Consider the following 23,879-nt stretch of genomic DNA (forward strand, 5'->3'; position numbering starts at 1 on the left):
GGGTCCGTGCCGCAAAGACACCGTCAAATATGCATTGTATATCGATATTTGACGCATGTCGACTCGTCAAACAGAGGTGCTAGGTTGTTCGATGCATACGACAGGTAGCGCCGGGACGAGGGAGGACGCCGATGGCAACGCAGCGGGGGGAGGAGTTCGGGCCTTGGCTCGGGAGGCAACTCCAGCGCACGGGTATGAAGCAGGCCGAACTCGCCGAACGGCTCGGCCTCACCAGGGCGGCGGTCTCCGCCTGGATCACGGGCAGGGCGGAGCCGCGGGAGGAGACGAAGCGTGCCCTTGCCGAGGTGTTCGGCACCGATCCGGCAGCCGTACACAACCGCACCACGGACGTGCAGGTGGACCTGCCCATCCAGTGGCACCACCGCCCCGCACACGCCGACGGCGGGCGTGAGTACGGGAACGCGGCGGCCTTCGCCTTCGACGCCGATCTCTCCGTGCTCGCCCGCGAGGCCACCCAGAACTCCCTCGACGAGCGTCACGATCCGAAGAATCCCGTCCGGGTCCGATACACCCTGCACGAGTTGAGCGGCGAGTACCTCGACTCCTTCCTGCGCTCCCTGTGCTGGGACAAGTTGCGGCCTCACTACGACCGGGCCTCGTCGGCGAAGCAGAAGGTCTCGCGCAGCCTCCGGGCAGCGCTGGACGACCTGGAGGAGAGCAGGACTCTGCTGTTGCTGCGGGTCGACGACTACAACGCGGCGGGCCTCACCGGTCCCGAGTACCAGGACGGCCGCTTCGCCGCCGTGGTGCGTCGGCAGCTCGACAGCCACAAGCAGTCCGGCGGTCGCGCCGGCGGTTCCTACGGGCTCGGCAAGGCCACGCTTTGGGCCACCAGTCGCTTCGGCCTGGTGCTGATCAGCTCCACCCTCTCCGAGCCGCACGAGGGGCGGACCGAGCGCCGGGTGATCGGCCGTCTCGACCTCCCCTGGCACCAGCTCGACGGCCGTGCGTTCGCCGGCCCGGCCTGGTTCGGCGAGCCCGACACCGACCCTGAGCACAAGGACGTCTCCCGCTCGTGGTGGGCCGACGAACAGACCGTCCGCGACCTGCATCTCGAACGGCCCCGCCCCGATCCCGGAACCTCGTTCCTCATCGTCGGCGCCCACGACGCCTCCGGCGACGCCGAAACGCTTCAGGAGATGCACGACAAGCTCGTCCGTTCCCTGGCGGACGGCTTCTGGGCCGCGATGATCGGCGGGCGGAGCGCGGACGCGCTGCTCGAAGCACGCGTCACCACACTGCGCAACGGGCATGTGCTCATTCCCGAGGAGCGCGTCGACCCGCACTCCCACCACCCCGCGTTGAGCCGCGCCCTTCAGGCGTACCTCGACGGCGAGACCGTCCCCGAGCTCACTTCCGGTGACCAGGTCGCCCGCGCGGACATACCCCTCGTCGTCACCCCGCTGAAGGGCAGGGGACGCCCCCGCGACAGGGGACGCGAGCACCTCGCCGTCCTGCTGCTCACCCCGGCGGCCGATACCGACGAGCGCCACAGCCGCGTCGTGTGCATGCGCGGCAACCGCATGACCATCACCGAACACCGTCCCCGGGAACTTCCTCTGGGTACCGCACCGTTCCAGGCCGTGTTGCTCGCCGGGTACGCCACCGAACGGAACGGAGAGGACGTCGACCTCGCCGAGGCGTTCCTGCGGGCCTCCGAGCCTCCCGAGCACGACCGGTGGGACCGTACGGAGGAGTTGACCTCCCTCTACGAGCGTGGTGCCCTCACCCGCCTCAAGGAATTCCGCGCCGAGATCGACAAGGCCGTCCGAAACCTCGTCGGCCGGCGGGAGACCGCGCGGAGCGGAGGTCCCGCGGTTCTGCGCGAGCTGTTGAGGCTGGACGGCGGCACGGCTGCTCCGCGTCGCGCCCAGGGTTTCCCCGTGGTCAACAGTCTCAAGGCCCATGTCGAGGACACCGGTGCATGGCACGTCACCGTCGGCCTCAAACTGCCGAACTCTGAGGATCCCTGGATGCTCACTCCGGTCGCCAAGTTCGACGTACGGTCCGGGGGCCGCCCCGCGGTCGACTGGGCCGTGCTCACCGCTTCCGACAACTGTCGGGTGGAACAAGGCAACCTCGTGATCGATCCCAGGGTTCGGACGGCCGTTTTCACAGGCGTCACCGACCCGTCCACCCATCCCGTGAGAAGCGGCTTCGCCCGGCTCGTCGTGGACATCCAGAAGGCCCGTGGGAGTATGTCGTGAAGCCTGTGTTCCCCTATCCGACCCTGTTCGGGGATGTCGAGCTCGAGGTCGTCTCCGTCACCGTGGACGGTGCCGAGCTTCCGTACTCCAGAATTTCCAAGCCCGAGCGGACGGTCGCCCTGCACCAGTCGGGCCGTGAACGCTGGGATCAGGCCGGCTTGCGCCTGAAGGCCTCGCTACCCGATCGGGAACTCGCCGAAGGGCCGTGGTCGGACGTCGTCTGTCTGGCGGTCCTGTCGGAGAAGGCGACGAACGCACGTGCCACCGCCCGACTCACCCCAGGCGCCGACGGCAACCTGCACGGCAGCATCGATCTGAACCGCGCCTGTCATCTGAGCCGGGCCGCTCTGGGCCTGGTCGTCGTCGCCACGGTCGACGGTGTCGCGGGACGTGTCATCGGCTCGGCGGCTCAGGACTGGTACATGGACCTCAAGGCCACCAAGCCCGTGCGTCAGCGCGAGATCGACATCGTGGAGGTCGACTTCCGGGAGGGTCCCCACGAGTGGCTTCGGCCTTTCAAGGAGTCCTCGTGGATCGTCGAGACCACCGGGGACGCCCCCACCGTCTACCTCAACACCACGGCGGTGGAAGGGCTGATGGAGGTCCTCGGCGGTTCGGGCGGCAGCGCGGCCGAGAAGCTGCTGCGTGAGGTGACGGCAAGTCAAATAGCCCAGGACGCGTGGACCGCCATGTTCCACACGGCGGTCAGCGACCTCGATGTGGACGAGGACGGCACTCCGATCTTGCCCACCGGCTGGCGCGAATCCGTACTGCGGATGATGCTCCCCGACGTCCTCCCCGGACGGCAGCTCACCGACGCCCTTTACGACATCAACGAGCGCCGGACCAAGGGCTTCGGCTGGGCCGAACTCCAGACGAGCGTGCAATACGCCGCAGGACGCCGAAGTCAGATCGTCAAGAAGCTGACCAATGCGGTGCGCTCCGTCGACCGCGCCGAAAGGAGCGGAACCCGATGAGCCGTGTGAGCCCCCCCGACCTGCCGGCCGTACTCGGTCTGCTGCCCGACACCGCCGTCACCAAGCACCTGAGCCGAGGCATGCAGGCCGGTCAGGAGAATCCGCCACAGGTGGCGCTCAGGCGTGCGTCCACTTCCCTGGACGAGAGTGCCGTCCGGTGGCGCACGGGCCCCGTGCGGGAACTCCTCGAAGAGGCGATGCGGCGCTTCGACGGCGGGCGGACCGCGGCGGACGGCTGGCTGGCACCGCGTCTGCACGCCACCTTGCGCATGACACGGGCCGAGGCGGCGGACAGCCGTCTGTGGAACTTCCTCGCCATGATTGTGGCCCCGGACTACGTGGTGTGGCGGCACAAGGGCACCGATACCACGAACAGCCCGGGCACCGCCGCCACCTCACGTTTCAGCGGTCCTCACTACACCCAGGCGTTCGCCAGGCTGTGGTGGGCCGCGGAGCTCCTCCGAGACGGGCCCGACTACGGCCCCGTCGAGACCGCATGCCGTGTCCAGGACGTGTTCAACACCACCCTGCGCCTGGACGTCATCGATCACAGACCGACCGCTCAGGCGATCTTGAAGGTACTCGAGCGGCTGATCAGCGCGGGCATGCCTCGCCCGGGCGATCACGTCAACGCGCTGTCCTCCGCGGTGAACGCCGCCGGCAGCACTCTCGTGTACGACGTGCTGGCCCCCGACTCCGGTCCCGACATCGATGCCCTGCAGGACTGGATCTCCGAGGCCGAGTACAGCGCAGCCGTTCCGTGGGAACGGCTGCCGGAAGGCCCTGACGACGGCTCGGTGAGTCCGCAGGCAGTGAATGCACTGCTGCCCCTCTTCGAGAGCCTCTTGATCGAGGCGCCGGTCCGCAAACGCACGAAAAAGAACGCTTTCCCCGAGGACGCCCCCGCACCGGGAGTGAGCCTCGTCAAGGAGGTCGCCGCTCCATAAGGGGCAGCTTCCGGATATTTTCAGGACCGACCGGACAGGAAGGTGTGGATGGCCTCGGCAAGCTTCACGGCGAGGCCCGTCGGTACCGCGTTGCCGATTTGGCGGGCGATCTGAATTTTCGATCCATACCACTTGAAACCCTCGGGAAACCCTTGGATCAAAGCGGCTTCGTAGTGGGTGATGGGGCGATTCTCTTCCGGGTGAAGGTATCGCCCTTTCTCCGGTTTGTAGAACTCGGTACGAATAGTCACCGAGGGGTCGCTCTTACGCAATCGCCCCATGACATCGCCGGACCCCTTGTTGTGCTTGTCCCAGCTCTCGGTGGACAGGTAAACCGGAACTCCGTCAACCCGATCATACTCTTCATCGGTCGACAACCAAATATTTCCACCCTTGTCCATCTTGAAATATTTACCGCGCAGGTCGTTGCGGTTTCCGTTCTCAGGAATCGCCATGTACCGCGCACGAGACAAAGGTTCAGGGTTGCGCCCGAAATGAAGGTCACCAGTTCGATAAAAACCGGGAATTCCCGGAATGTAGGACTCCTCGTCCTGCGGCTCGGGCATTTGATCCCACAGGACCTTCTTGGCCGACTTCTCAAAGATTTGCGAGACCGGGACCCAACGCGGCTTCCCCCCCTCCCTGCCGGAAAGGGCGGGGAAGAGCAGGCCCTGAGGATCTTCCTCCGACGGTTCGTAGCCACGCCTGTCATGCGTGGGAACAGGGTGCCGCAAAGGATCACCGAAGTCCTTGTGAGTACAGATGACAATGACACGACGCCGGGCCTGCGGCACCCCATAGTCGGCCGCATTGAGGACCTTGGTGACCACTCTGTAGTCGTGCAGTGGGTGGCCGGGTTGCCGCGATGCGGCTTCCAACTCCCGGTACTGCCCCGACCTCAGGAAACGGTCGACGTTCTCGATCACAAAAATTTTTGGATGGACCTTGGCAACGATGTTCACGTATTCTCGCCACAACTCATTGCGCGGATCATCGGGATCCTCATTGCCGAGACCGGAAAACCCTTGACAGGGCGGCCCTCCCAAGATCACGTCGACCTGCCCCTTGAAGGGCGTCGAATCGAAGTTCGCAATGTCACCTGCATGAACGTGCGCGGCACCGAAATTCGCAGCATAGGTGGAAGCGGCTGCCGGGTCGAACTCGACCGCTGCCACGGAGACGAACGGGTTCTTTCCCCGAATCGGTCGATACATGGCGAAACCGGCAGAGAACCCACCTGCCCCGGCAAACAGGTCCATAACGCGAATCTGCCCTGGTTGGGACGGGTGAGGTTCTGTGCTCGTCATGGGGTTGAAGTTTAGCCGGCTTGAAGTCCGTCCGGTCACCGGCTCCCACCACCGATCATGATCGCAGTGCGGCAGCCACAGCCCGTCCCAAGGCGCGTCCCACCGGCGGAGGGCAGGCATGGCCCACCTGCCGATACTGAGCCGTCTTCCGGCCTGCGAAGCACCAGTCGTCCGGGAAGCCCTGAACGCGCGCCGCTTGGGCGACGGTGAGGGGCATCATGCCCGTCCTGCCCAGGGACGGGTCCCAGTGGAAATCGGGGCCAGGAACGTCGTCGGCCACGGTCCCCCCGTCCACCCCCATGCGAGCCCAGACTTCCTTTGTACGGGTGGGGCCCAAGTCGGCCCCGCCCCGGTCCCAGGAGCCACCGACGATCGTCGGAGCCGGCTGGTTGGCCTGCGCGGCCCAGGCCCGGGCACCCGGCCAACCGCGCGAGGCCATGGAGTCGACCAGGGACTCCCCCACCGTCGTGTGACGGTCGGCGGTCGGTGCGGGCGGGGTGAAAGCGTCCATGGCATCGCCTTTGAACGCGACGAGGATGCCTTGTCTCCTGTTCTGAGGGACGCCGAAGTCGGCGGCGTTCATGACGAACCAGCGGTATCGGTAGCCGAGGTGCTCCAGCTCCGCGTGGACGAACTCGCGGATCGGCGCGTGCTCGTCCTTGATGACGAGATCGGGGACGTTCTCCAGGAGGAACGCACGGGGCTGCACCCCATGGAGGAGCATGATCGTGGCTTCCAGCAGCTTGAGCTCGGTGTCGCGCTCCCGGCGGGCCACTGCGGCCGTCGCCTTCACCCGCGGCAGCCCTGCGGAGAGGAGGTCGACGTCGTAGGTCTGCTGGTGCTCGTACGGATCGAAGTCCAGCAGGTCCTCTTCGAGGACATCCCAGGTGGGGCGGTTGAGACGCAGGGTCTCGCAGGCGACCTTCCGGTTGTCGAGCAACAGGACGGGCTGGAAGCCGGCTTGTTCCAGGCCGAGTGCCAGGCCTCCCGCACCCGAGCAGACATCCAGCGACCGCAGAAGTTCCGTTCCGGGAGTGGTCATGTTCTCCGATTCATCGCGATGGGCTCGAGGTCGAATCTCGCGGTGGCACGCCGGAACGAGCCGGCGTGCCACCGCCATACGGCAGGGCTTGCGAAGCCTCAGGAACGATCGGCGTCGCTCGCGTCGATGATCGGCGAGCCCTTCTTCGAGGAGTCGATGGTGGTGAAGCGGACGACCCGGCCGTCGCCGCTTCGCGCGGAGGACGGCGCCACGAAGGAGAAGGCGAGCACCAGCTTGCCAGGGTCGATGCGCCCGTCCGTGCCGAGCTCCGCACGGTGAGCGGACTCGATGATCGGATACAGCACGACCACACCGCGCCGGTCGCCGACGAGTTGCTCCGTCGCCTGATCCCCCGAGCCGGTCAGGGCACCCGCGATACGCAGCGGAACCGCGCGGTGCTTGCGGTCGCTGATCGCACCGAACAGGGGGCCACGACGACGGTCGCGGGCGAACCAGGAGTAAGAGCGCCCCTCGCTCCCGATGACCACGTCCTGTTTGCCGCGCCCTGTGAGCTGCGGTGCCAGAACGACCCAGTCGTCGACCTGCGCCGGGACTGTGTTGGTGATCTCCTGAAGGTAGGTGCGGTGAGGATCGAACTGCGACGGGGCGTACCACTTGAGGTTCTCGACGAGACCGAGGAACTCGGCTGCCGAGAGACGACCGGTGAAGGCCTCGAACCGGTGGATGACCCCTTCCTCCTCGAAGCGGTACGCGAAGGTGGTGGAGGCAGTGGACAGCGCCTCCAGAACGGGAGTCCACAGCGTGGTGTTGTGCTGCAGATCCACGGCTTTGATCGGATAGGCGGTCGGCTCCTGCCACTGGCCGGGCGAGCGCACCTCCACCAGCCGGGCGTTGTACATCTTGTTGGGGCTCGTCGGCTTGAGCCAGGGCAGGTGCTGCGAGACCAGAGGCGGCACCTGGGCGGGAGTGATCTGGGGTAGACCGTCGATCACGACGGAGTACTGCTCCAGTTCGGAGCGGAAGCTCTCCTCGTCCAGGCAGATGGCCTCGAAGGCCTCGTACAGGTCGATCTCCTTCTTGCCCACCGTCTCCTCGCGCCCGAGACAGAGCCGCACGAGGTCGCGGTATCCCTCCCGGAAGCCGAACCAGCGGCCCATCTGCATGAGGGTCGAGGCGTTGCCGGCGCGGCGGCGGAAGTAGGAGACGGTCAGACCTTCGACGGTGAAACCGCGGGAGAGCTTCTGGCCACCGATAAGGATCTTCCAGATCGATCGCTTGTCGAAATCCGCCTCACCGGTCTCGATGTCCTTGTCCCCGTTGACCACGATGATCGGCTGGTCGTCACCGCCGATGCGCATGGCGGCGGGTCCGATGTACGGAAGGAGTTCCTCGTAGGAGACGGGAACGGCGTGTCCGTCGGCGCGTACCGCGGAGACCGGGGCGATGTCGGTCTCGAACAGTTCCCGCAGCCGCTCATGCCCCCTCGCGCCCATGTACCCGGAGTTCCACCACAGCTGCGTGACCCTGCCCAGCAGTTCGCGCTGGGCATCGATCCGTACGGATTCGTGGATCAGCATGGTGTGGTGCTGGAAGAAGCGCTCGCCGAGGCCGCCCTTGTCCTCGCGGTAGAGCTTCACGGCGGCCGTGAGGACGAACATGTCCATGGCGCGCTGGAGACAGGTGTCGTCGTCTTCATCCTGCACCACGATGTCGCGGACGTGGGCCTTCTCGTTGGAGTTGGCGAAGGTCCGCTCCTCCGGCGGGACGACAGAGTCCAGGTCGTGGAAGTCCCGGGCGCCCATGTAACCGTCGGGACGCGGGAGCGAGATGATGAAGTCCCTCGGGAAGATGTCCTGGGCGTCGCTGGGATCCACGAAGACGTTCGCGAACGGCGTGGCCGTGTAGCCGACGTACTGGGCGCGCGGCAGCATCTTCAGCAGTTCGGAGATCTTCTGGTTGATCGCGGTCCGCTCGCTGTCCGACTTCTCCAGTTTGGAGGTGTTCACCGAAGCCTCATCGGACTCGTCGTCGACAATCAGGACCGGAATTTCCGACAGCGGCGTCTTGATCTTTCTGAGGTCCTTGACCAGCTTGGTCAGCACCGTCTTGTTCTTCTTGACGACCATGAGGCGCGCCGAGGAGCGGTGCAGGTTCCGCGGGTCGTAGAGCGGGAGCGCGGGCTCCTGCTTTTCGAACTCCAGGGCGACGATCCCCTGGAGCAGGCTCTTGTAGTCGTGGTCCCTGGTGGTCATGCGGACGATGTCGAAGGCTCCCAGCGCCGAGGGGAGGCCTCCGAAGGTGAGGAACTTCCCCTTGTTCCACGCCGGGTCGTCGGCGTAGTCCGACTCGTACTCGCTCGCGCCGCGCAGGATGTTCTCCCGGCCGACGAGCTCCATGTCGAGCCGTCGTTGGGTCTGTCCCCGCAACATGTTGAGCGTGCCGCCGAGGACGATGACGAGGCGGTAGCCGGCATCCACCGCTTTGGCTATGACGCCCGTGAAGTTGGCCGTCTTGCCCGACTGGACGTAACCGACCACCAGCCCTTTCGACTGATATGCCTCCGGCCTGGTCGGGTCGGCCAGACGTTCCACCACGCGGTCGGTGGCGATGTCGAGCCCGGCCACCGCACGTTCGGGCCAGCCTTTCCCCACGAGAAGGCTGCGATAGGCGGGCCAGTACCACTGGCGTCCCTGCTGGGACTGTGGGGTGTACCAGGGCGTGAACTCGTCACTGATGACGACCGGGGCAGCGGCCTTGGCGACCGGGATCAGCTCGTCGAGCAGCTTGCTGGTCTCCTGTTGGAGAGCGAGCAGGCGGTGGACGTCCGCGCGGCGCTCGTCCGTGCGGGCATCGGATGTGGACCAGACCGGTTTCTCCGCATAGTCCCACCGTGTGAGCTGCTTGCGCCACAGCTCGACGAGCCGGTCGATAGGGTGAGCGGAGCGCAGGGCATCCCGGAAGTCCTCCTCGGTGGTGTGGCGTTCGGCCTCGGGAGGCAGATCCTCCGCCTGATACTCCAGGGCGCGTACCAGTCTCTTGGGCTTGCTGCCGCTCATGTCCGCCAGGGCGGCGCTGTGCAGTTCGAGCCTGAGCTGGTCGGAGTCGGTCATTCGAGGATCCTCATCGATCGAAGAAGTCGGTGAAAGGAGGTCGGTCGGAGCAGGGAAAGACCGCGGGCGGTTCGAGCCGGTCCACGTTGCCGCCGGCCGATGCCTCGGCGGTCGGCCGGTACGGCTCGGGAGGCGCCGCCTGTCAATCGTCGTCGGTCATCCGTTCCAGTTCCGCTCGCGCGGCGGACACCAGCACGGACTGCCACAGTTGGAGGTTGTCCTTCTCCCGAGGGCCGCTGTATTCCTTCTCGAAGACCTGGTGGAGCAGCAGGTACATGAGGGACTTGAGGACCGGCGCGTCGTTGAGTCCGCCTCTCCGCCCTCCCAGGATCGCCGCCCGGTAGTGCTGGTTCAGGTGGATCGCGCGCTCCTCGCGGTCCACCTCGAAGAAGACACTGTTGTCGAGCTTCTGCCAGCGGATCGAGATCGGATCCTCCGCCGGAATCAGAGGCAGCTCGTCCTCGATGGTCTCGCGCACGGAGGGGTCGACACCCTTGCCGGGGCCGATCACCGGCTTGCGCGTGGTTCCCGACTTCTTGCGGGCCTCGCGGTAGACGGTGTCGGCATCCGTCACGTAATGCGTGAAGGAGCGTCCGTCCTCGTTCCGAGCGTGTTCGAGGGCGGCGACGACCTCGGGGGACATCTCGACGCCGTCCTTCTTCACGCTGAGCCGGAAGACCTTTCCCGAATCCTCGGGGAGGTCGACGACGACCCGGGCGAGAGCGAGGTGCTGATCCGGCTGCCGGAAGTTGTTCCAACCACCTGCCTGAACCAGGCGGTTGTGACGGTAGAAGTAGAAGCCCTGGCGGTCCGTGACCGATCCGACGGCCTTGTACTCGTCGAGCGTGGACTTCGGCGGCCAGATGTGCGCCTCGAAGCGGACCGGCCCGATCGATGGCACCTCGGCGACGAAGGAACGCGGGTAGTCGGGGTGGCCGGTGACGGGGTACGCGAAGGGGTTCAACGGCTCGACCCCGAAGTTCATGTACTCCGTGCCCGTGGTGACGTCCTCCACCGCGATCGTGATGTTGAAGTCGTCGCGTTCCAGGAAGCGGTGCAGGTGCAGGCCGAGGTGAAGGCCGAGCTTGTTGATCGTGCGGTGCAGATAGCGGTCCGTCTGGCCGCCTCCGCCGTACTGGGGGAAGTTCTTGACTCCATCCCACCGGATGACGGTTCCCTGCCAGACGATGGGGCGGCCGGCGTAACGGTCGATGAGCAACTGCGCGTAGTCGGACGCGACGATGTCGCACTGGAAGCCCGTCACGGCCCGTTCCATCAGCCACCGCCGGCCGACGGCACGCGTCCGGCGCGTCTTGCTTACCACGGTGACCGAAGAGGCATGGCTGAGGGAAGCGGACTTCAGTCCCGTGCCGAACATGCCGAGCGCCTGGACGTCGTAGTTCCGACGACCACCGACCGTCATCGCGACGTCCAGCTCCTCCTCGGTCATGCCCTTGCCGTCATCGATGATCAGCAGGCTGACCAGTCGATCGTCTTCCCGCAGGAAGTGGATCACCACGTCCTTCGCGCCTGCGTCGATCGAGTTGTCGACCAGGTCCGCGATGGCGACTTCGAAGCTGTACCCCTGGCTGCTCAGCGCCTCCATGTACCGGGCGTCCGGCGGGAGGTGCTTGCTGCCCGTCGTAGGTACTTCGAACTTCCACTCGTCTGCCATGGCCCGCCCTGAGATGGTGCGCTTTTGAACAATCCGAGAAGACCATAGCGAAGGGTACCGACAGGAACGGCAGCGAGTGACGGAAAAGTGTCCTTTCGTTGACAGTAGCCGTCTCCCGTCCCGCAACGAGCATCGACGGGCTCTCGAACGGCTTCGAACTCACGCGCCCAGACATCGGGCGTCATCACACGTCTTGGACGTGTGGAGCGCTCCCCTGCCCTCTCTCCCATTCCGCTCTTTCCGATGATCGGCCCAGGGAATTCACCGATCACCGGAGACGCCGAGTCATTCGGGCACGCGTTCCTTTTCTCGTGTGCAAGCTGCTAGTCCGGGAGCTTCGTGAGGCCGCTCCGCCGTGACCTTGAGTAACGGTGTCCCCCGCGACCGCCGCGGCCTGCCTGATGGGGCACAGGTCTCTCGGGGTCACGGCGGAGCGCGGGCGCCGCGGCCGTAGAGACGACGTCGGATCAGCGGATGCCGAGCGCGCGTAGAGCGCGCTGCTGACTCGGTGCTGACTTCACGGGGAAGATGATGTAACAGATGCCTCCCGTACCGCTTTTGACCTGGCCCTTCGCGTTGTACCGCTTGGTCCTGAGCCAGATGTTCTCGAACTCACGGCGGCGGTACACCCGCCGCACCGCGTCGTTGGTGGGCGAGGCGGGGTCGTTGGCGATCACGTCGCCGTCGGCGGTGAAGCCGATCACCGTCATCAGGTGCCCCGCGGTGCCGTACCCCGCCCCGGTCAGCTCCCCCTTCACGAAGGACTGGGAGGTGATGGCCGGGATGCCGGCCCCGATCAGCGTCTCCAGGTCGGTGAGGGAGCCGAGCCGGGTGACCACGCCCCGCAGGTCCGGGAAGGTGGCCGCGTAGGCGGCGTTGAACGGCCAGTTGCCGCAGCCGGCGTACTGGTGGTCGTAGGTGTACCGGGCCGCGTGGCACACCTGCGGGTCGGCGTACGACGGGTCCACCCAGGCGAGCTGCTGCGGGGTGAGCCGGCCGCCCCAGTACTCGACGACCATCTGCGAGGAGGTCGGGCTGCACCAGGCCTCGCCGCCGTTGTCGTACTCGGGGTACTGGCCCTTGTGGATCTCCTGCGAGTAGCGCGGGACGGTCAGCTCCCCGGCCGGGCCGGGCTCGGAGGCGGGGACGGTGAAGCGGTCGGGGACGTCGGAGCCCATCGCGCCCAGCCGCCACACGGTCGGCGTGGCCCCGCCGCCCGGCCTGCGGTACAGGGTCAGCCGCAGCCGGCAGGCGACGACGCGCAGCCCCGATCCCGGGGCGTCGACGGCGAGGGTGTCCGTCCAGACCGTGCTCCTGCCGTCGCCCTGGTCGTCGACCGAGGTCCGCCGGATGTCCTGGTCGCCGGCGGCCCAGCGGCCCATCACGTACCAGGGCGAGGCGGTGCCGTCGGAGTAGGTGGCCCGGAGGTCGACCTGGAGCCAGGTGCCGGCCGGGGTGCGGGCGTTCCAGGAGGCGATCACCTCGGTCGCGGGCACGGCGAACCGGTGGACCGGAGAGGTCCACCGCGCGTACTCCCAGGAGGCGGTGCGGCCGGAGTGCGGGTCGGTGTAGTCGGTGGTGCCCTCGGGGGTGTCGATGACGACGCCGGGACGGAGGCCGGCGACGGCGCGCGTGCCCTGCGCCGTCCCGCCGAGCCAGTCGGCGTACGTCGTCCAGGCGCGGTTGTCGACGGTGCGGGCCGGGTCGGCGGCGGGGCGGACCGGGGTCCGGCCGGGGCCCGCGGCGCCGCCGGCGGGGGCGGCGGACGCGGGGGCGGCGGACGCGGGGCCCGCGCCGCCCGCGACGGCGGCGGCGACCGCGGCCGCCAGGACGGTCCTGCGGGACGGCTGTTCGGCTCTGCTCATGGGCGGAAGACCCCCAGGTGTCGGAGTCGGGCGGGTCCAGGTGCACGGCCGGTTGCACGGATGTGCGCCACATATGAGCACAGCCGGGAAGGGCTGGCCAGCACCTCGGCGCGTGCCGCGGCCACCAATATTGGCGTCGACCAGTGGCACCGCTCCGGGCGGCGGCCCGTGGCACCGTCCGCCGGGCGGCATGGCACGCGCGCGTGCACCGCCGTTAGAGTGCGGGGCACGGCACCCGCCCCTCCGCACCTCCCAGGAACCGCCATCCACGCCCTCGCCTCCCGGATCCGCCGCCTCCCGCCCTCCTGCGGGCCCGTGCGCCTGATCGGCGTCGACGGGCACGCGGGCTCGGGGAAGTCGACGTTCGCCGGGCGGCTGGCGGCCGAGCTGGACGGCGCGCCCGTGCTGCACCTCGACGACATCGCCTGCCACGACGAGCTGTTCGGCTGGACCGGGCGGCTGCTGCGCCAGGTGGTCGAACCGCTCGGCCGCGGCGAGACCGCGCACTACACGCCCTACGACTGGCGGGCCCGCCGCTTCGGCCCGCCGCGTCCGCTGCCGCCCGCCCCCGTGGTCCTCGTCGAGGGGGTCGGCGCGGGCCGCCGGGCGCTGCGCCCCCGTCTGGCGCTGCTGCTGTGGATGGAGCTGCCGTGCGAGGAGGCCTGGGCGCGGGGTCGGTCGCGGGACGGCGAGGAGCAGCGGGAGTTCTGGGACGGCTGGGTCCCGGCGGAGCGGCGGCACTTCGCGGCGGACCCCTCGCGGCCGTTCGCCGACCTGCTGGTACGGCAGAGTTCCGAGGGATACGAGGTGTCCGACGGGCCTGGTGGGACGGCTGTGTCCGGTCCCGCCGCTCACTCTGGGTGAGGGGCCATCGGCAATGTGCTGAACGTGTGAAGAGGCCTGTCTTTCAACTTTCCGGAGTCTCCAACTCGGCTTGACCGGGGGGCCGTACAGGTCTTACGTTCTCAATGTGCGGCCCTGTGGGGCCGCCGACCGACGCGAAGCCCCCGGTTGTTCCCCCGTGACCGGGGGCTTCGTTCTGCCCGCGTCCGGTTTTCCCGGCGCCCGCGGGCGCCGGGCACTCACCCTCGGTCACCGTGCGCTGTGCGCCCCCTGTGCTCCCACCTCGCCGGACGGCCCCGGCGGCACCCTACGGGGGCGACGCCCCCGCGGGTACGATGCCCTCGGTGCGACCTACGGACAGCTGCTGCGCGCACCTTGCAACTCCGGTCCGCGGCACAGCGGTTCGACCAAGGCAGCCGGCGGGTGACGGCCCGGCGGCACACCGACGGGGGCACGGTTTGTGGGGGACGTGATGGACTTCGGCACGCAGGGCCCGCAGGCCCCCGCCGACCTCGCCTGGCTGCGGGGCGTGGACGCCTACACCATGGGCGGCTACCCGCAGGCGGAGGAGGAGTTCCGGGCCGCCGTGCGCATGGACCCCGGGATGGCCGACGCCTGGCTCGGGCTGCACGCCCTGCGCGTCGACACCACGACCGCGCTGCTGCGGATGTTCCGGCACCGGGACCGCTTCGGCGAGCAGCGCGCCCGCCACCGCCGCACGCTCAACTCCTGGTACTGGCTGGGCTGGTGGGTGCAGCCCGTGCTGGAGAGCCCCCGCGACCTGCTGCTCGCGCACGCCTCCCACTGGCTGGACGGCCGCCACGTCCCGGAGCTGGACCGGGCGCTCGCCGGACTGCCCCCGGTCGACACCGACCCGCAGGTCCGCTTCCTGCACGCCTGCCGCGCCTACCTGGTCAAGGACTGGGAGCGGCTGGTCCGCCACACCGACCCGCTCCTCGACGATCCGCTGCTCGGCATCGAGGCGGGCCTGTTCGGCGGCATGGCCCGGGTCCGCCTGGAGATGTACGGGCAGGCCGAGCCGCTGCTGTCCGCCGCCCTGATGCGGTGCCGCAGCGAGCAGCCGCAGCGCAAGGAGCTGCGCTACTGGCTGGCCCGGGCCCGCGAGGGCACCGGCCGCAGCGCCGCCGCGCTCCCCCTGTACCGGGCGGTGCACCGCGTCGACCCGGCCTTCATGGACACCTCGGCCCGGCTCGCGGCGATCGCCGAGGGGGACGAGTACGACGACTCCGCCGACCTCGCCGCGATCACGCTGACCGGCGCCGGCCAGGACGCCGGGGACGGCCCCGACGCCCTCGACCCGATCTTCGGCACCGAGGAGCGCGACCTGAGGCTGTCCGCCTGCGAGCCGCCGCCGTCCGCTCCCCCGCCGTCGATGACCGGCCCGGCGTACCGCGAGAAGGCCGGCACGCCCGTCCCGTCGCTGCCCACCGGGCCCACCGATCCCGCCTTACTGGAGCAGGCGCTCGCCGAGCTGGAGCGGATGGTGGGCCTGGAACCGGTGAAACGGCAGGTCAGGGCTTTGTCGGCGCAGCTGAACATGGCCCGGCTGCGGGCCGGGCAGGGGCTGCCGGTGCAGCCGCCCAAGCGGCACTTCGTCTTCTCCGGCCCGTCCGGCACCGGCAAGACCACGGTCGCCCGCATCCTGGGCCGGGTCTTCTACGCCCTCGGTCTGCTCGGCGGCGACCACCTGGTGGAGGCCCAGCGGGCCGACCTGGTCGGCGAGTACCTCGGGCAGACGGCCGTGAAGGCCAACGAGCTCATCGACTCCGCGCTGGGCGGGGTCCTCTTCGTCGACGAGGCCTACGCCCTCTCCAACTCCGGCTACGGCAAGGGCGACGCCTACGGCGACGAGGCCCTCCAGGTGCTGCTGAAGCGGGCGGAGGACAACCGCGACCACCTCGTGGTGATCCTGGCCGGCTACCCCGAGGGCATGGACCGCCTGCTGACCGCCAACCCGGGGCTGTCCTCGCGCTTCACCACCCGCGTCGACTTCCCGTCCTACCGCCCCCAGGAACTCACCGAGATCGGCAAGGTCCTCGCCGCCGAGAACGGCGACGTCTGGGACGAGGAGGCCCTGGACGAGCTGCGGTCCATCGCCGGGCACGTCGTCGACCAGGGGTGGATCGACGAACTCGGCAACGGGCGGTTCCTGCGCACCCTGTACGAGAAGAGCTGCGCCTACCGGGACCTGCGGCTGTCCGCTTACCCCGGGGCGCTGACCCGGGACGACCTGGCGACGCTGCGGCTGCCGGACCTGATGCAGGCGTACGGGGAGGTGCTGTCGGGGCGGGGCCCCCGGGACCCGTCGGCCATGTGACCGGCGGGTCCCGCGGGCGCCCGTGCCGTCCGGCGGCCGGTCCGGCTAGGTGGCCAGCGCCTGCTCGGGCGTGCCGCTGACCCGCGGTTCGGCCACCCTCGCCTCGACGGCCTCCCGGTGCGCCGGGTCCTTCACCTCCCCGACCAGCAGTTCCAGCACGTCCTCCAGCGCGACCAGCCCGAGGATCCGCCCGGAGGCGTCGGCGACCTGGGCCAGGTGCGTGGCGGCCCGGCGCATCACCGTCAGGGCGTCGTCGAGCGGCAGCTCGGACCGGAGCGTGGTCATCGGCCGCCACAGCTGCTGCGGCACCGCCCGGTCGGAGTCCTCCAGGTCGAGGACGTCCTTCACGTGCAGGTAGCCCATGAAGGCGCCGTTCTGCGCGGCGACCGGGAAGCGGGAGTACCCGGTGCGGGCCGTGAGCTCCACGATGCGGCCCGGGGTGACCGACGGGCTGACCGTCACCAGGGACTCGCGCCGCAGCAGCACGTCCGTCACCGGGCGGGAGCCCAGCTCCAGGGCGTCCTCCAGGCGCTCGGCCTCCTCCGGGTCGAGGAGGCCGGCCTGGCCGGAGTCCTCCACCAGCCGGTTGAGCTGTTCGCTGGTGAAGACGGCCTCGACCTCGTCCTTGGGCTCGACGTGGAAGAGGCGCAGGATCGCCTGGGCGCAGGCGCCGAGGGCGACGGTGATCGGCCGGCACAGGCGGGCGAACCAGACCAGGCCCGGGCTGAGCCACAGGGCGGCCTTCTCCGGGGCCGCCATCGCCAGGTTCTTCGGGACCATCTCCCCGATGACGAGGTGGCAGAAGACCACGGCGGCCAGCGCGATCACGTAGGTCAGCGGGTGGATCATGCCGTGCGGCAGGTGGATCCACTCGAAGACCGGCTCCAGCAGGTGCGCGACCGTCGGCTCGGCGACCGCGCCCAGGGTCAGCGAGCAGACGGTGATGCCGAACTGGGCCGCGGCCATCATCTGCGGCAGCCGCTCCAGGCCGTACAGGACCTGCCGGGCGCGGGCGGTGCCGAGCGGTTCGATCTGGCTGCGGCGTACGGAGACGAGGGCGAACTCGGCGCCGACGAAGAAGCCGTTGGCGAGCACCAGGAGCGCGGCGAAGACGAGTTGGAGCACGCTCATCGGGCGGCCTCCACGGCAGCGGCGGCGGCCTCCGCCACGGGCGGCGGGGCGGTTCTGACCAGGCGGACGCGCTCGGCGCGGTAGTGGCCGACCCGGCGCACCGACAGCCGCCAGCCGGGCAGTTCGGCCCGGTCGCCGACGGCCGGGATGCGGCCGAGCAGGTCGGCGACCAGACCGGCGACGGTCTCGTAGGGGCCGTCGGGCACCTGGAGGCCGATGCGCCGCAGCGAGTCGACGCGGCAGCTGCCGTCGGCGTCCCAGGCGGGGGCGCCGTCCTCGGGCGGGGCGGCGGCGAGCTCGGGCACGTCGTGTCCGTCGTGCTCGTCGCGGACCTCGCCGACGATCTCCTCGACGATGTCCTCCAGCGTGACCACGCCGGCCGTGCCGCCGTACTCGTCGACGACGACCGCGATGGGCTGCTCGCTGCGCAGGCGGGCGAGCAGCGGCCGCACGGGCAGCGTCTCGGGGACGAGCAGCGCCGGGCGGGCGATCCGGCCGGCCGGGGTGCGCAGCCGCTCCGGTGCCGGGACCGCGAGGGCGTCCTTGAGGTGGACCATGCCGACGATCTCGTCGATCTTCTCCCGGTAGACGGGGAAGCGGGACAGGCCGGTGGCGCGGGTCAGGTTGACGACGTCCTCGGCGGTGGCCGAGGAGTGCAGGGCGCTGACCTTCACCCGGGGGGTCATGACGTGCTGCGCGGTGAGCTCGCCCAGGGACAGGGTGCGGACGAAGAGGTCCGCGGTGTCCTGTTCGAGGGCGCCGGCCTGCGCGGAGTGGCGGGCCAGGGAGACGAGCTCGCCGGGGGTGCGGGCGGAGGCCAGCTCCTCGGTGGGTTCGATGCCCAGGGCGCGCACGAGGCGGTTGGCGACCGCGTTGAGCGCGGCGATCACCGGGCGGAAGAGCCGTGCGAAGACGTGCTGCGGGCCGGCGACGAAGCGCGCGACCTGCAGGGGCCGGGACACGGCCCAGTTCTTGGGCACGAGCTCGCCGATCACCATCTGCACGGCGGAGGCCAGCAGCATGCCGACGACGACCGTGACACCGGAGACGGCTCCGCCGGGGATGCCGACCGCGGTGAACGGCCCGTGCAGCAGCCCGGCCAGGGCCGGTTCGGCGAGCATGCCGACGACCAGGGAGGTGAGGGTGATGCCGAGCTGGGTGCCGGAGAGCTGGAAGGACAGCTCCTTCAGGGACTCGACGACCCGGTGGGCCCGTCGGTCTCCGTCGGCGGCGGCCCGCTCGGCGTCCGCCCGCTCGACCGTCACCAGGCCGAACTCGGCGGCGACGAAGAAGCCGTTGGCGAGGATGAGCAGGAGAGCGGCTGCCAGGAGCAGCAGGGGGGTGGTCATGATGCCGCCGCCTCGGCAGGTGCGCAGGACGCGTGTACGCGGTCCGCGCTATGTCGGCAGGGGGCGGCGCAGGTACTGCAGGACGATCCGTCCATCGCCGGAGGGGGTCACTCCTCGGGTAGCAGGAACCCCTGTGCACCGGGCGGGGCAACAGGGGCGGAGACGCGACGATCGCGTCTCCGCCACCAGATTAATCAAGACAGCGCCCGCTGCGGCAGGGTGGACCGCCCGGAGGAGTCCCCGAGTCAGCCCCGGGGCGTCCCGGGGTCGCGGGTGGCGCGGTCCTCGACGAGGGCGCGCAGGGCGCGGGCGTCGGCGACGGCGCGCTGCTTGGCGATGCCCGGCTGGATGCCGAGGGCCGGCAGGCTGGTGCCGTCGCTGAGGTCGAGGAAGACCCACGGGTCGCCCGGACGGAGGTTGACCCGGAGGATCTCGGCCCACTCCAGGCGGCGCTTGTTGGTGAGGTTGACGACGGTCACCCCGGCCTCGTCGGCCGCGACCTTCGGCCGGGCCAGCAGGCACAGCACGCCGGCCAGCAGGGCGGCCGTGAAGACGAAGCTGAGGCGCTCGCCGGGGCCGAGCTGCTTCAGCAGCATCGCGACGGCCGTGATGACCACGAAGAGGGCGACGGCCGCGGTGAGCAGGACCGCACGGGTGCGGCCCGGCCGGAAGGTGACGGGCAGGTCAGGCAGATCGGACATCGCGGTACGGCTTTCCCGGCTCAGAGACGGCAGGCGTGGATGGCCGTCGTCAGGATGGCCCGGGCACCGATGTCGTACAGGTCGTCCATGATCCGCTGTGCCTCCTTGGCCGGGACCATGGCGCGGACGGCGACCCAGCCCTCGTTGTGCAGCGGGGAGACGGTCGGGGACTCCAGGCCGGGGGTCAGCGCGACGGCCTTCTCCAGCTGCTCCACGCGGCAGTCGTAGTCCATCATCACGTAGGTCCGGGCGACCAGGACGCCCTGGAGGCGGCGCAGGAACTGCTGCACCTTGGGCTCCTCGCCGTCGGAGCCGGTGCGGCGGACGACGACGGCCTCGGACTTCATGATCGGCTCGCCGACGACCTCCAGGCCCGCGTTGCGCAGGGAGGTGCCGGTCTCGACGACGTCCGCGATGACCTCGGCGACGCCGAGCTGGACGGCCGTCTCGACGGCGCCGTCGAGGTGGACGACGGAGGCGTCGATGCCGTGGTCGGCGAGGTGCTTGGCGACGATGCCCTCGTAGGAGGTGGCGACCGTCTTGCCGCTCAGGTCCGCCAGGTCGGTGACGGTGCCGGGCTTGGTGGCGTAGCGGAAGGTGGAGCGGGCGAAGCCGAGGGGCAGGATCTCCTCGGCGTTGGCGCCGGAGTCGACGAGCAGGTCGCGGCCGGTGATGCCGATGTCGAGCCGGCCGGAGGCGACGTAGATCGCGATGTCGCGGGGGCGGAGGTAGAAGAACTCGACCTCGTTGTCCGGGTCGACGATCCGCAGCTCCTTGGACTCGCGGCGCTGCTGGTAGCCGGCCTCATGCAGCATCTCCGCCGCAGGGCCGGACAGGGAACCCTTGTTGGGGACGGCGATGCGCAGCATGGGGTCGGCTTCCTTTGCGTGGTGTCGGACGGGAACGGGTGCGGTTCACAGGTGGGCGTAGACGTCGTCCAGGGAGATCCCGCGCGCGACCATCATCACCTGAACGTGGTACAGCAGCTGCGAGATCTCCTCGGCAGCCGCCTCCTTGCCCTCGTACTCGGCGGCCATCCAGACCTCGGCGGCCTCTTCGACGACCTTCTTGCCGATGGCGTGGACGCCCTTGCCCACCAGCTCGGCGGTGCGGGAGGTGGCGGGGTCCCCGTGGGCGGCCTTCTGCTGGAGCTCGGTGAAGAGCTCCTCGAACGTCTTCTTGGACATGGTGGTCCCACCCTACGCGGTGCGGGGGGTTCCTCAGCGCCAGGGTTCGGATACCGAGCGCAGCGTGGCCGCCGTGGCGACCGCCGCCGTCACCGCCTCGTGGCCCTTGTCCTCGCTGGAGCCGTCCAGGCCGGCCCGGTCCAGGGCCTGCTCCTCGGTGTCGCAGGTGAGCACGCCGAAGCCGACCGGGACGCCGGTGTCGACGGACACCTGGGTGAGGCCCTGGGTGACGCCCTGGCACACGAAGTCGAAGTGGGGGGTGCCGCCGCGGATGACGACGCCGAGGGCGACGATCGCGTCGTAGCCGCGGCCCGCGAGCACCTTGGCGACGACCGGGAGCTCCCAGCTGCCGGGGACCCGCAGCAGGGTCGGCTCGTCGATGCCGAGGTCGTGCAGGGCGCGCAGGGCGCCGTCCACCAGGCCGTTCATCACCTTCTCGTGCCACTGCGCCGCGACGACGGCGACCCTGAGGTCCCCCACGTTGCGTACGGTCAGTTCGGGTGCGCCCTTGCCGCTCACGTCTCTCCTCGGTGCTCTCTTGCCCGGTTCTTCTACTGGTTGCCGCAGGCGGGCACGGTCGGCGTGTCCAGCCAGGGCAGGTCGTGGCCCATCCGGTCCCGCTTGGTGCGCAGGTAGCGGAGGTTGTGCTCGCCCGCGGTGACGGGCATCGGCTCGCGGCCGGTGACCTCGATGCCGTGCCGGGCGAGCGCGTCGGTCTTGTCGGGGTTGTTGGTCAGCACGCGCGCGCTGCGCACGCCCAGGTCGGCGAGGATCTGCGCCCCGGCGCCGTAGTCGCGGGCGTCGGCGGGCAGACCGAGTTCGAGGTTGGCGTCCAGGGTGTCGCGGCCGCGCTCCTGGAGCTCGTAGGCGCGCAGCTTGGACATCAGGCCGATGCCGCGTCCCTCGTGGCCGCGCAGGTAGACCACCACTCCCCGGCCCTCGGACTGGACGCGGGCCAGGGAGGCGTCCAGCTGGGGGCCGCAGTCGCAGCGCGCGGAGCCGAAGACGTCGCCGGTGAGGCACTCGGAGTGGACCCGGACCAGGACGTCCGTGCCGTCGCCGATCTCGCCGTGCACCAGGGCGACGTGCTCGACGCCGTCGACGGTGGAGCGGTAGCCGTACGCCGTGAAGGTGCCGTGGGCGGTGGGCAGGCGGACCTCGGCCTCGCGGCGGACGGTGGGCTCGGCGGAGCGCCGGTAGGCGATCAGGTCCTCGATGGAGATGATCGTCAGGCCGTGCTTGCGGGCGAAGGGGACGAGCTCGGGCAGGCGGAGCATGCGGCCGTCCTCGCCGGCGATCTCGACGATGGCGCCGGCGGGGCGCAGCCCGGCGAGGCGGGCGAGGTCGACGGCGGCCTCGGTGTGGCCGTTGCGCACGAGCACGCCGCCGGGCCGGGAGCGCAGCGGGAAGACGTGGCCGGGGCGGACCAGGTCGGACGGCTCGGCGGTGCCGCTCGCGAGCAGTTGGAGCGTGGTGGCGCGGTCGGCGGCCGAGATGCCGGTGGTCACGCCGTGCTCGGCGGAGGCGTCCACGGAGACGGTGAAGGCGGTCTTCATCGACTCGGTGTTGTCCTCGACCATCTGCGGCAGTCGCAGCCGGTCCAGTTCGTCGCCCTCCATCGGGGCGCAGATCAGGCCGCGGCACTCGCTCATCATGAACGCGATGATCTCGGGGGTCGCCTTCTCGGCGGCGATGACGAGGTCGCCCTCGTTCTCCCGGTCCTCGTCGTCGACGACCACGACCGGCCGGCCGGCCGCGATGTCGGCGATGGCCTGCTCGACGGGGTCGAGGGCGAGGTCCTCGTAGCCGTCGGCGCTGTACAGGACGGTTGCCGCGGTCATGCGGGCGCTCCTTCCGGGACGGGCTGCGAGGCCTTGCGGGAGCGCAGCCACCAGTCGCGCAGGCCCCACAGGACGAGCGCGCCGTAGATGACGTAGACGAAGCCGGAGAAGGCGTAGCCGTTGGCGAAGTTGAGGGGGACGCCGACGAGGTCGACGAGCAGCCAGGCGAACCAGAACTCGACCATGCCGCGGGCCTGGGCGTACATCGCGACGATCGTGCCGACGAAGATGTAGGCGTCGGGCCAGGGGTCCCAGGACAGGGTCGGGTAGGCCTTGAAGAGCAGGGCGACGGCGACCGTGCCGGCGGCGGCCGCGGCGGTCATGACCGCGCGCTCGCGCCAGGTGGCGAACCGGACGGCGATCTGGCCGTCCTCGGTCCGTCCCTTGCGGCGGTTCCACTGCCACCAGCCGTACAGCGCGACGACCATGACGACGACCTGCTTGCCGGCGCTGCCGGTCAGGTGGCCGAAGAAGGCCGCGAAGAGGATGAGACCGGCGAGGAACTGCACCGGCCAGGTCCACAGGGAGCGCCGCCAGCCGAGGGCGAGGGCCGCCAGTCCGAAGAGGTTGCCGACCATGTCCGACCAGAGGATGTGCTGGCCGAACAGGGTGAAGGCCTCGGAGTTCAGCCAGTTCACCGGGTCGCCCCCTCGGCAGCGGTGCGGTCGCCGAGCATCCGCTCGACGTACTTGGCGATGACGTCCACCTCGAGGTTGACCGGGTCGCCGGGCTGCTTGTGGCCGAGCGTGGTCAGGGCGAGGGTGGTCGGGATGAGGCTGACCGTGAAGTGGTCGCGGGCGGCGTCGACGACGGTGAGGCTGATGCCGTCGACGGTGATGGAGCCCTTCTCGACGACGTAGCGCGAGAGGTCCGCCGGCAGGGAGATCTTCACGATCTCCCAGTGCTCGGAGGGGGTGCGCGCCAGGATCTCCCCGGTGCCGTCGACGTGTCCCTGCACGATGTGCCCGCCGAGGCGCTCGCCCACGGCCGTGGGGCGTTCGAGGTTGACGCGGGAGCCGACGGCGAGGGCGCCCAGGCTGGAGCGGCGGAGGGTCTCGGCCATGACGTCGGCGGTGAATTCGTCGCCCTCGTGTTCGACGACGGTGAGGCAGACGCCGTTGACGGCGATGGAGTCGCCGTGCTTCGCGCCCTGGGTGACGACGGGGCCCCGCAGCCGGAAGCGACAGGCGTCGTCGAGGGTCTCGACGGCCGTGACCTCGCCCAGCTCTTCGACGATTCCGGTGAACACTTCCCGGGTCCTCCTGCCTCTCGGGCACGGACTCCGGGGCTGTCGATGACGACAGAAGGTACGGGCGAGGACACCGGGAACGACGCCGGACGGAGTCCGTCGCGTGGACGGACCGGTACGGCGGCGCG

General features: G+C 69.7%; 19 protein-coding genes. 5 read left to right on the forward strand and 14 right to left on the reverse strand.

The genetic code is table 11. The annotated features are described in order from the left end of the window. Positions 1-131 precede the first annotated feature (131 nt). The 3 genes from ACIF8T_RS08210 to ACIF8T_RS08220 are packed head-to-tail and all read left to right on the forward strand — an operon-like array spanning position 132 to position 4,152. The gene (locus ACIF8T_RS08210; RefSeq protein ID WP_400032465.1) at positions 132-2,228 is read left to right on the forward strand and encodes a helix-turn-helix domain-containing protein; all 2,097 of its coding nucleotides are present in this window, start codon (positions 132-134) and stop codon (positions 2,226-2,228) included. Then, complete coding sequence (locus tag ACIF8T_RS08215) at positions 2,225-3,205, forward strand: hypothetical protein (protein WP_400032467.1); 981 nt, start codon at positions 2,225-2,227, stop codon at positions 3,203-3,205. The genes ACIF8T_RS08210 and ACIF8T_RS08215 overlap by 4 nt, the downstream gene beginning before the upstream one ends. Beyond that, on the forward strand, positions 3,202-4,152 hold the full coding sequence (locus ACIF8T_RS08220; protein WP_400032469.1) for a DUF6339 family protein: 951 nt from the start codon (positions 3,202-3,204) through the stop codon (positions 4,150-4,152). Before ACIF8T_RS08215 ends, ACIF8T_RS08220 begins: the two co-directional genes overlap by 4 nt. A 20-nt stretch (positions 4,153-4,172) precedes the next feature. Here ACIF8T_RS08220 and ACIF8T_RS08225 read toward each other — a convergent pair whose 3' ends face one another. The 5 genes from ACIF8T_RS08225 to ACIF8T_RS08245 all read right to left on the reverse strand — a co-directional run bounded on the left by ACIF8T_RS08225 (position 4,173) and on the right by ACIF8T_RS08245 (position 13,112). Further along, positions 4,173-5,459, reverse strand: coding sequence for a DNA cytosine methyltransferase (locus ACIF8T_RS08225; protein WP_400032471.1), 1,287 nt, complete (start codon positions 5,457-5,459; stop codon positions 4,173-4,175). A gap of 55 nt (positions 5,460-5,514) precedes the next feature. Beyond that, the gene (locus ACIF8T_RS08230; RefSeq protein WP_400032473.1) at positions 5,515-6,501 is read right to left on the reverse strand and encodes a DNA cytosine methyltransferase; all 987 of its coding nucleotides are present in this window, start codon (positions 6,499-6,501) and stop codon (positions 5,515-5,517) included. A gap of 98 nt (positions 6,502-6,599) precedes the next feature. Then, the gene (locus ACIF8T_RS08235) at positions 6,600-9,572 is read right to left on the reverse strand and encodes a Z1 domain-containing protein (RefSeq protein ID WP_400032475.1); all 2,973 of its coding nucleotides are present in this window, start codon (positions 9,570-9,572) and stop codon (positions 6,600-6,602) included. A 142-nt stretch (positions 9,573-9,714) separates the two neighbouring features. Continuing rightward, positions 9,715-11,247 (reverse strand): ATP-binding protein, encoded by a 1,533-nt coding sequence (locus ACIF8T_RS08240; RefSeq protein WP_400032477.1) that lies wholly within the window; start codon positions 11,245-11,247, stop codon positions 9,715-9,717. Between the two features lie 467 nt (positions 11,248-11,714). Next, complete coding sequence (locus tag ACIF8T_RS08245; RefSeq protein ID WP_400032478.1) at positions 11,715-13,112, reverse strand: peptidase C39 family protein; 1,398 nt, start codon at positions 13,110-13,112, stop codon at positions 11,715-11,717. A gap of 315 nt (positions 13,113-13,427) precedes the next feature. Between ACIF8T_RS08245 and ACIF8T_RS08250 the strand changes: the two genes are divergently transcribed. Further along, positions 13,428-13,976 (forward strand): uridine kinase, encoded by a 549-nt coding sequence (locus tag ACIF8T_RS08250; protein WP_400032479.1) that lies wholly within the window; start codon positions 13,428-13,430, stop codon positions 13,974-13,976. Positions 13,977-14,427: 451 nt separating this feature from the next. Beyond that, complete coding sequence (locus tag ACIF8T_RS08255) at positions 14,428-16,293, forward strand: AAA family ATPase (RefSeq protein WP_400032481.1); 1,866 nt, start codon at positions 14,428-14,430, stop codon at positions 16,291-16,293. A gap of 45 nt (positions 16,294-16,338) precedes the next feature. Here ACIF8T_RS08255 and ACIF8T_RS08260 read toward each other — a convergent pair whose 3' ends face one another. The 9 genes from ACIF8T_RS08260 to ACIF8T_RS08300 all read right to left on the reverse strand — a co-directional run bounded on the left by ACIF8T_RS08260 (position 16,339) and on the right by ACIF8T_RS08300 (position 23,751). After that, positions 16,339-17,424 (reverse strand): hemolysin family protein, encoded by a 1,086-nt coding sequence (locus ACIF8T_RS08260; protein ID WP_400032483.1) that lies wholly within the window; start codon positions 17,422-17,424, stop codon positions 16,339-16,341. After that, the gene (locus tag ACIF8T_RS08265; RefSeq protein ID WP_400032485.1) at positions 17,421-18,773 is read right to left on the reverse strand and encodes a hemolysin family protein; all 1,353 of its coding nucleotides are present in this window, start codon (positions 18,771-18,773) and stop codon (positions 17,421-17,423) included. Before ACIF8T_RS08265 ends, ACIF8T_RS08260 begins: the two co-directional genes overlap by 4 nt. Positions 18,774-19,018: 245 nt before the next feature. After that, entirely contained in the window at positions 19,019-19,474 is a 456-nt protein-coding gene (locus ACIF8T_RS08270) for a PH domain-containing protein (RefSeq protein ID WP_400032487.1), read from the reverse strand. A gap of 20 nt (positions 19,475-19,494) precedes the next feature. Beyond that, the gene (gene hisG / locus ACIF8T_RS08275; RefSeq protein ID WP_400032489.1) at positions 19,495-20,343 is read right to left on the reverse strand and encodes an ATP phosphoribosyltransferase; all 849 of its coding nucleotides are present in this window, start codon (positions 20,341-20,343) and stop codon (positions 19,495-19,497) included. Positions 20,344-20,388: 45 nt separating this feature from the next. Continuing rightward, positions 20,389-20,661: a phosphoribosyl-ATP diphosphatase gene (locus tag ACIF8T_RS08280; protein WP_023552153.1), complete on the reverse strand. Its 273-nt coding sequence runs from the start codon at positions 20,659-20,661 to the stop codon at positions 20,389-20,391. A 33-nt stretch (positions 20,662-20,694) separates the two neighbouring features. Then, complete coding sequence (gene ribH / locus ACIF8T_RS08285) at positions 20,695-21,180, reverse strand: 6,7-dimethyl-8-ribityllumazine synthase (RefSeq protein WP_400032491.1); 486 nt, start codon at positions 21,178-21,180, stop codon at positions 20,695-20,697. 32 nt (positions 21,181-21,212) lie between these two features. Next, on the reverse strand, positions 21,213-22,502 hold the full coding sequence (locus ACIF8T_RS08290) for a bifunctional 3,4-dihydroxy-2-butanone-4-phosphate synthase/GTP cyclohydrolase II (protein WP_400032493.1): 1,290 nt from the start codon (positions 22,500-22,502) through the stop codon (positions 21,213-21,215). Continuing rightward, positions 22,499-23,140 carry a nicotinamide riboside transporter PnuC gene (locus tag ACIF8T_RS08295; protein ID WP_400032495.1) on the reverse strand — a complete coding sequence of 214 codons (642 nt, stop codon included), beginning with the start codon at positions 23,138-23,140 and terminating at the stop codon, positions 22,499-22,501. Before ACIF8T_RS08295 ends, ACIF8T_RS08290 begins: the two co-directional genes overlap by 4 nt. Then, entirely contained in the window at positions 23,137-23,751 is a 615-nt protein-coding gene (locus ACIF8T_RS08300) for a riboflavin synthase (RefSeq protein ID WP_400032497.1), read from the reverse strand. Before ACIF8T_RS08300 ends, ACIF8T_RS08295 begins: the two co-directional genes overlap by 4 nt. Positions 23,752-23,879: the final 128 nt, after the last annotated feature.

This window comes from Streptomyces sp. NPDC085946, assembly GCF_044540485.1.
Taxonomy (GTDB): Bacteria; Actinomycetota; Actinomycetes; order Streptomycetales; family Streptomycetaceae; genus Streptomyces.